General features: G+C 43.5%; 6 protein-coding genes. 2 read left to right on the top strand and 4 right to left on the bottom strand.

The features are described 5' to 3' along the window. Positions 1 to 669, bottom strand: a 669-nt coding sequence (wecB, locus tag F6K20_RS19100) for a non-hydrolyzing UDP-N-acetylglucosamine 2-epimerase (RefSeq protein ID WP_287295657.1), incomplete at its 3' end; no start/stop codon positions are given. Between the two features lie 47 nt (positions 670 to 716). Continuing rightward, entirely contained in the window at positions 717 to 2303 is a 1587-nt protein-coding gene (gene dacB / locus F6K20_RS19095; protein WP_008191445.1) for a D-alanyl-D-alanine carboxypeptidase/D-alanyl-D-alanine endopeptidase, read from the bottom strand. Positions 2304 to 2474: 171 nt separating this feature from the next. On the opposite strand from dacB, the gene F6K20_RS19090 reads away from it, so the two are divergent. Then, positions 2475 to 2891, top strand: coding sequence for a ribosomal maturation YjgA family protein (locus F6K20_RS19090; protein WP_008191443.1), 417 nt, complete (start codon positions 2475 to 2477; stop codon positions 2889 to 2891). 124 nt (positions 2892 to 3015) lie between these two features. Here F6K20_RS19090 and F6K20_RS19085 read toward each other — a convergent pair whose 3' ends face one another. Together F6K20_RS19085 and F6K20_RS19080 are read right to left on the bottom strand one after the other, a co-directional pair. Then, positions 3016 to 3147, bottom strand: coding sequence for a hypothetical protein (locus F6K20_RS19085; protein ID WP_267872132.1), 132 nt, complete (start codon positions 3145 to 3147; stop codon positions 3016 to 3018). A gap of 4 nt (positions 3148 to 3151) precedes the next feature. Continuing rightward, entirely contained in the window at positions 3152 to 4126 is a 975-nt protein-coding gene (locus tag F6K20_RS19080; RefSeq protein ID WP_287295656.1) for a 2-keto-4-pentenoate hydratase, read from the bottom strand. Positions 4127 to 4765: 639 nt separating this feature from the next. On the opposite strand from F6K20_RS19080, the gene F6K20_RS19075 reads away from it, so the two are divergent. After that, positions 4766 to 6415: a response regulator gene (locus tag F6K20_RS19075; protein ID WP_008191440.1), complete on the top strand. Its 1650-nt coding sequence runs from the start codon at positions 4766 to 4768 to the stop codon at positions 6413 to 6415. Positions 6416 to 6696 lie beyond the last annotated feature (281 nt).

The raw sequence follows: 6696 nt of genomic DNA, 5'->3' as shown, positions 1-6696 counted from the left end.
CAAAATCGTCCGGTATCCTTCCCAATCTAAACCCGGAACCTCACACACTGGTTCCCGTTCAGCCACCATCAACAGGGCATCAATCACTGTATTCCCAGTTTTATGAATTGCGCCAGTCACCCCAGACCCCTGCAAATGCTCTACTGCTAGGGGAGTGGGGGCAAAATGTAATTGAGTAATCTGAGAAATCAGCCGTCGATTCGCTTCCTCTGGATAGGGATTAAACAAATCATTGGTGCGCAATCCTGCCTCCACATGACCCACCGGGATACGTTGGTAAAACGCTGCCAAGGCCGCAGCAAAGGCCGTAGTTGTATCCCCCTGCACAACTACCAACTGGGGCTGCAATTCCTGAAATAACTCCTCTAACCCCCGTAAACTCAAACAAGTAATATCGGTCAGAGTTTGCTTGGGCTGCATAATTTCTAAATCCCGATCCGCCCTCAGCTCAAACATCTGCATTACCTGGTCTACCATTTCCCGATGCTGACCCGTTAACACCACCTGAGTCTTAAATTTCCCAGAGCCTTGGAACTCAAGAATCACTGGAGCTAACTTAATTGCCTCCGGACGAGTCCCTAATGTGATACAGATTTGAATTGGAGACTTGGTTGAACCCTGATTTAGGGTCTCGGGTCTAAGGTCTGGGGGAATTTCCAGGGGTTTCATAATTATAATATTTCTCAATTGGGTGAGGTAGTTTCGTTACTCAACACTCAGCAATAACCCAGGCGAGTCAATAATAGAACAATTTCATCAATAGCACGAAGGAGTGTAGCAGCAGATTGGTCAGATTGATTTACCAGAATACTAAATACCAAAGTTTTATAGTCAGGAATATCAAGATAGCCGGATAAGGCTGAGACACCACTTAATGTACCAGTCTTGGCCTGGAGCTTACCAAGAGCTGCGGTATCACGAAAGCGATCGCGTAAAGTTCCACTAACCTCAGCCGTAGCCAAGGATTCTCGATAAACCTGAGCTAATGGGGTTTGTGCCATCAGTCTCAGAGTTTGTGCGATCGCAAACGGACTAGCTAAATTATGGCGAGATAGCCCAGACCCATCAGCCAGGCTATAGCTTTTTGGGTCAACCCCTAACTCCGTTAAGCTCTGTTGAACCGCGACCAGACCCAACTTAGGGCTAGACTCACTCCCTACCTCTGTTTCCAGTTGGTGCAATAATGCCTCAGCATACAAATTATTACTGTGCTGATTGATTTCCTTTAACAATAGCGCTAACGGAAGAGATTCTACTGCTGCTAACTCTCTGGTTGTTTGTGTATTGGTTATTTCTGTATTATTAACATTAGAACGAAATCTATTATTAACCTCTCTTCCCATCCCCTGATCTGATGATCTGACCATCTCAGCTGAACTGTCTTTTACCAATGCCTTAATCACACCAATTCCCTCAGCTTCCAGGATACGGCGGAAGGACTCTAGGAAATAATGGGCTGGGTCGCGAACTGCTAACCCCCAGAAGTCTGGTGCAGCATCTGCCGCCAGTTGACCGTTAATCACTAACACCGGCTCACCTAAAACTCCCATTATTTCTACTGAGTATGGTATTCCGGCCTTACCGGTAACAGCACGATTATCCACACGCCACTGTCTAGCCGCTATGGAATCACTCCAACTAACGCGCAATGGTTTTCCTGGCTGTTGGGGCAATAGGGTTAGTCCAACAGTATTTTGATTGAGAATAAGTCGATTAACCGAAGCGCCATAGTATAGATAACTATCGCTCCACTCCCAGGTTGGATTGATAATACCATAGGGAGTATAGCCATCTTCTACAATTAACTGTTGCACCCACGTCACCCCTTGACCCTTTAGTTGTTGTGCCACATCTGTTAACTGGGTATTGGTTAAGCTTGGGTCTGCTTGTCCCACAATCCGTAAGGAAGTCAAATAGGGGCTAGTGCCAGTACCATAAACCGGTGTGCGAATCCGGTATTGCTGACCTAGTTGACGTAACGCTGCTGCTGTGGTAAGGAGTTTGATATTGGATGCTGGAATAAAGAAACGTTCTGATTCAAGACTGTAGAGGGGAGCTGAGTCGGCTAAGGGTTGAATCAAAATACCCCAACGCGATCGCATAAATTCGGGACGACTGATTATGGCATCAATGGCTGTAGTTAAGTCAGCAGGACAAATCTTGTCTCCAAAGGATTTCGGTTCCTCAACTACTTCAACTGCTGCCGGTGTCGCCATCACCCCTTGCTTGATGACTAACTGTACAGCTAACCACAACAGCAGCAAAGTTATTGGTTTTCCCCATCGATGTAAGGGATTTGGCATAACTCACAACTCATAACTCACAACTCATAACTCACAACTCATAACTGAGGTACAGGCATCAGGCGTGGAACGGGCATCAGGCGTGGAATGGGCATCTTGCCCGTTTCCTGCCGCAACTCACAACTGACCTACTGACGCCCTCAGCACTCAATTCATTTGTCTAATCCGTTAATGACTAAACTATTAAAAATTACTCATCAACGCTGGCTCATTATCCTATCCCTATTGATTATCACACCATTAGGGATTCTTTCCAAGTACTACTCTGGTCTTGGAGAAAAATGGGTTCATGACTACTCTGGTGCTATTTTATATGAGATTTTTTGGTGTTTATTGATATTTTTTATTATCCCCAATCGCCAAGCAATAACCAGAATTACCTTAGTAGTTTTTAGCATTACCTGTGCCCTAGAATTATTACAACTTTGGCAAACCCCTCTCTTAGCCCCGATTCGTGCTTCCTTAATCGGTAAATTCATCTTAGGAACTACCTTTGTATGGTGGGATTTCCTCTATTATGCCATTGGCAGCGTCTTAGGTTGGCTATGGTTACGGCAAATCTCCCAGTTTCGGAAACTGATCAGATAATAGTAAATCCGCTTAATTAATCAGTAAGCATTCAGCCGTCAGCTGTCAGCCGTCAGCTTAAAATAAACCTCCTTCGCTATGGGAACAGCTGACATAAAATAGATTAAACTAATACTTACCTGTTTTAGTCAAAAGCTGTTCGCGCAGCGTGGGCGTAGCGCATTAACTGATAGCTTAATGCTGATAGCTGAATGCTTACCTCCCAACTCCCGACTCCCGACTCCCGACTCCCTATTCCCTTTATTATACCCGACATGATATTACTCAAAACTAACGGATATTTCTACCTTTTCTTTGGGATATAATCCAATATATTGAGCACGAATAGTAGTACCAGATTTAACAGTAACTAGGGGAGTCATGGATCCTAAAGACAGTAAATCGCCTTTCTTCAAAACTTTACCTGATGCCTTCAAAGAATCTTTTAACCAAAGTACTACCTGTAACGGATTTCCTAATAAAGCACTACTTTTACCAACAGCTAACTCATTGCCAGCCTTATCTACAATTACAATCTTTATATTTTTTAATCGTTCTTCCCAATCAGGGGTAGCAGATAAAGGAATCGGTGTTCCTAAAACTCCCAAGCGAGCACCGACATTAATGGCTACCAAAGCAGGCCCATCAAGATTCACTTTTGGGTCATAAACTAAATCTGGTAGTTCCATGAAGGGAATGACGGCATCAAGAGCAGCTAAAGCTTCCCTAGGGGTAGTAGCACTATTAATCTCTTCGCTACCAACTCTAACGATTAAGTCTCCTTCATATACAGGTCGAGCACCGAAGTTGGCAGAGACAACCGCTCCACTGTTGAGCAACATCTTTTCGAGAAGTACACCTCGTATGGGTTCAGAGACTTTGAAGCGCTCTTGAGCAGCAGGATTAGTCAGTCCAGCTTTGTAACCTACAACGTTTCCTAAACTAGAGCTCAACTGTTGTACAAATTGGTCTTGCAAAGCCTGGGCTTGTTCAACGGTTAGCTGAGTCGCAACTGCCCTAGCTGGGGTTTTGTTGAGATAGCTAGTTGTCAATTCCTCCACCAGACGAGCATCAGGGGTTTGATCTAAAACTTTAGTAGGAGAGCTACTAGTTGAGTTGGAGTTGTTCTTAGCCCCAGTAAGGTTGCAGCTTGGCAGATATACAACGGAAGCCAATAGTAAAATTGCTAGGGAAATAGATTTGATATCTTGCATGGTGTTGCTAGAGCTGTTTTCAGGATTCAAACCATTTGGCATAACTCAAGAGCCGAAAATTGCTTCAGTTCAATTTTGTGGTGTTACTTATGAGTTACAGAAGGGGAAGTATACATATAGAGAATTGACGACCAAGAGGAGGTAACCATAAGCGTAGAGAAAAGTCTAGACAAAAGCCTAGACAAAGGGGGGATGATTTCAGCTTATCCCATGACTGAATCAATACACTAGTTGATCTCGACTTTCGGCGAGCTAATCAGCAATCGGTAGTGTTGACGGTTAACTGTTAACGGTTGACTGAATACACTCAGCCGTCAACGGAAAATCCTATTCCCTGTCTTCGAGGATCAGCTTCAAGAGATTATTAGTCCAAGTCAGATCATGTCCGGTTTAACACTGATCTCGGAACATCCGAAATGTGTAACTGGAGTGTGAGCGTCTCGCTGACTAGCCTATAGTCAGCTAACAAGATGCTTGCACTACACAATAACAAGTAACAAGTAACGAGTAATAAGTAACAAGTAACAAGTAACGAGTAATAAGTAACAAGTCACAATTTCCCTGAATAGGAAGTGATTAAGAGGTGCGCTTGACCTTGGCGAATTAAATTCGCCAAGGTCAAGCGCACCTCCGGACTTGCTATCATACCTTGGCGATTAGGAAATATATCAATAAGTGAAAATGAACCAATCACCAAACACTGGAACAATTTTAATCGTTGATGATAATCCCAATAATTTATCATTTCTCTACAAAACTTTGGAAAGTGCTGGGTTTCAAGTCAGAGTGGAAATGGATGGTGAAGGAACTATTGAACAAGTAGAGTATGAACCCCCTGATCTCATATTGTTAGATGTAAATATGCCCGTTATTGATGGATTTGAAACCTGCAAAAAACTCAAAAATAATCCAATATCTAAAGATATTCCCATAATTTTCATGACCGCGTTTGCTGATATAAACCATAAGATAAAAGGATTATCGTTAGGTGCAGTAGACTATATCCCAAAACCCTTTGAACAAGAAGAGGTATTAGCTAGAGTCAGGCTCCATTTAAAACTATATTTTTTGACAAAAACCCTCGCTGAACAAAATGCCTATCTCCAAGAGGCTAAAGAAAAAGCAGAAGTAGCTAACCAAGCCAAGAGTGAATTCCTAGCTAACATGAGTCATGAACTCCGTACTCCCCTCAACGGTATTCTAGGATATGCTCAAATTCTCCAACGTGATGCGGCTTTAGCCGCCTCCAAAGGTGAACGAAATTTAACCGCCAAGCAACTCGAAGGCTTAAAAATCATTCAGAAAAGCGGTAGCCATCTCTTGACTTTGATCAACGATATCTTAGACTTATCTAAAATCGAAGCTGGCAAAATGGCACTGTATCCCACAGAATTTAATTTACTAACCTTCTTAGAGGAAGTTGTTGGAATCATCCGCATGCGAGCTAGTGAAAAAAATATTGTGTTGAGATTTGAACAAAACACTAACTTACCGACTGGTGTTAAGGCAGACGAGAAACGGCTCCGACAGGTACTGATCAACTTGTTAGACAATGCAGTAAAATTTACCGACCAAGGCAATGTAACGTTCAACGTTGGAGTGATTGAAGACCAAAACCCTACCTCCCTTGATCAGGGGAAAGATTCCCAAATCCAACATCGGACGATTCGCTTCGAGGTGATTGATACCGGGATAGGAATTAGCCCTCAACAATTAGAGACTATCTTCCAACCCTTTGAACAAACGGGGGATAGCAAATATCGGGCAGCTGGAACCGGCTTAGGCTTAGCCATATCTCGGCAGTTGGTGGAATTTATGGGAAGCCAACTAAACGTTAAAAGTGAGTTAATTAAGGGGTCAATGTTTTGGTTTGATGTTGCCTTACCTGTGGTTAAAGTTACCGAAGCAAAACGGAATATTGCAGGTCTTGTGATGGGTTACCACGGAAAACGACGCAAACTGCTAGTGGTGGATGATAACAAAGAAAATCGGTTGGTATTACTCAACATGCTTGAACCCTTAGGCTTTGAAGTGGTAACCGCAGAAAATGGTCAGCAGGGATTGGATGTCGCCATAGCGATCCGACCCGATCTGATTTTGACTGATTTATTCATGCCCGTCAAAACTGCTTTTACCATGGTGCCAGAAATGCGGGAAATACCTGATCTGAAAAATGTGCCGATCATTGCCCTTTCAGCCCGTACTTTTGAAATAGTTCAGAAACAGAGTCAGATGCTGGGCTGTGAAGGTTTTCTACCGAAACCCATTGACCAGGATCGGTTACTTGGTTTGTTGGAGCAGCTGTTGCAATTGCAGTGGGTTGATGACTGAGGTACTCTAAGAACAATTTTAGTAAGCATTCAGCTATCAGCCATAAGCGGTCAGCCGTTGGCTGATAGCTGACCGCACCTCAAGTAGTGTGCGCGTAGCGCATATGCTTACCTTTCCCTTTTAACCTTTAACTTTTTTGAGATTTATTAAGTCAGTGACATACTCCCACACGCTCATCGAAGATTACAGTGTGGGCTTCTTACCAACTCCAGCCATCACTATCGGCTTTCGCCGACGCGGGGCGCGTTCGGATACACGGGTTACTTTATTAACGACACGGG

The sequence above is a fragment of the Moorena sp. SIO2C4 genome (genome assembly GCF_010672485.1).
Classification (GTDB): domain Bacteria; phylum Cyanobacteriota; class Cyanobacteriia; order Cyanobacteriales; family Coleofasciculaceae; genus Moorena; species Moorena producens.
Note: the sequence above shows the minus strand (reverse complement) of the source record. Positions and strands in the feature narration are given on the sequence as shown.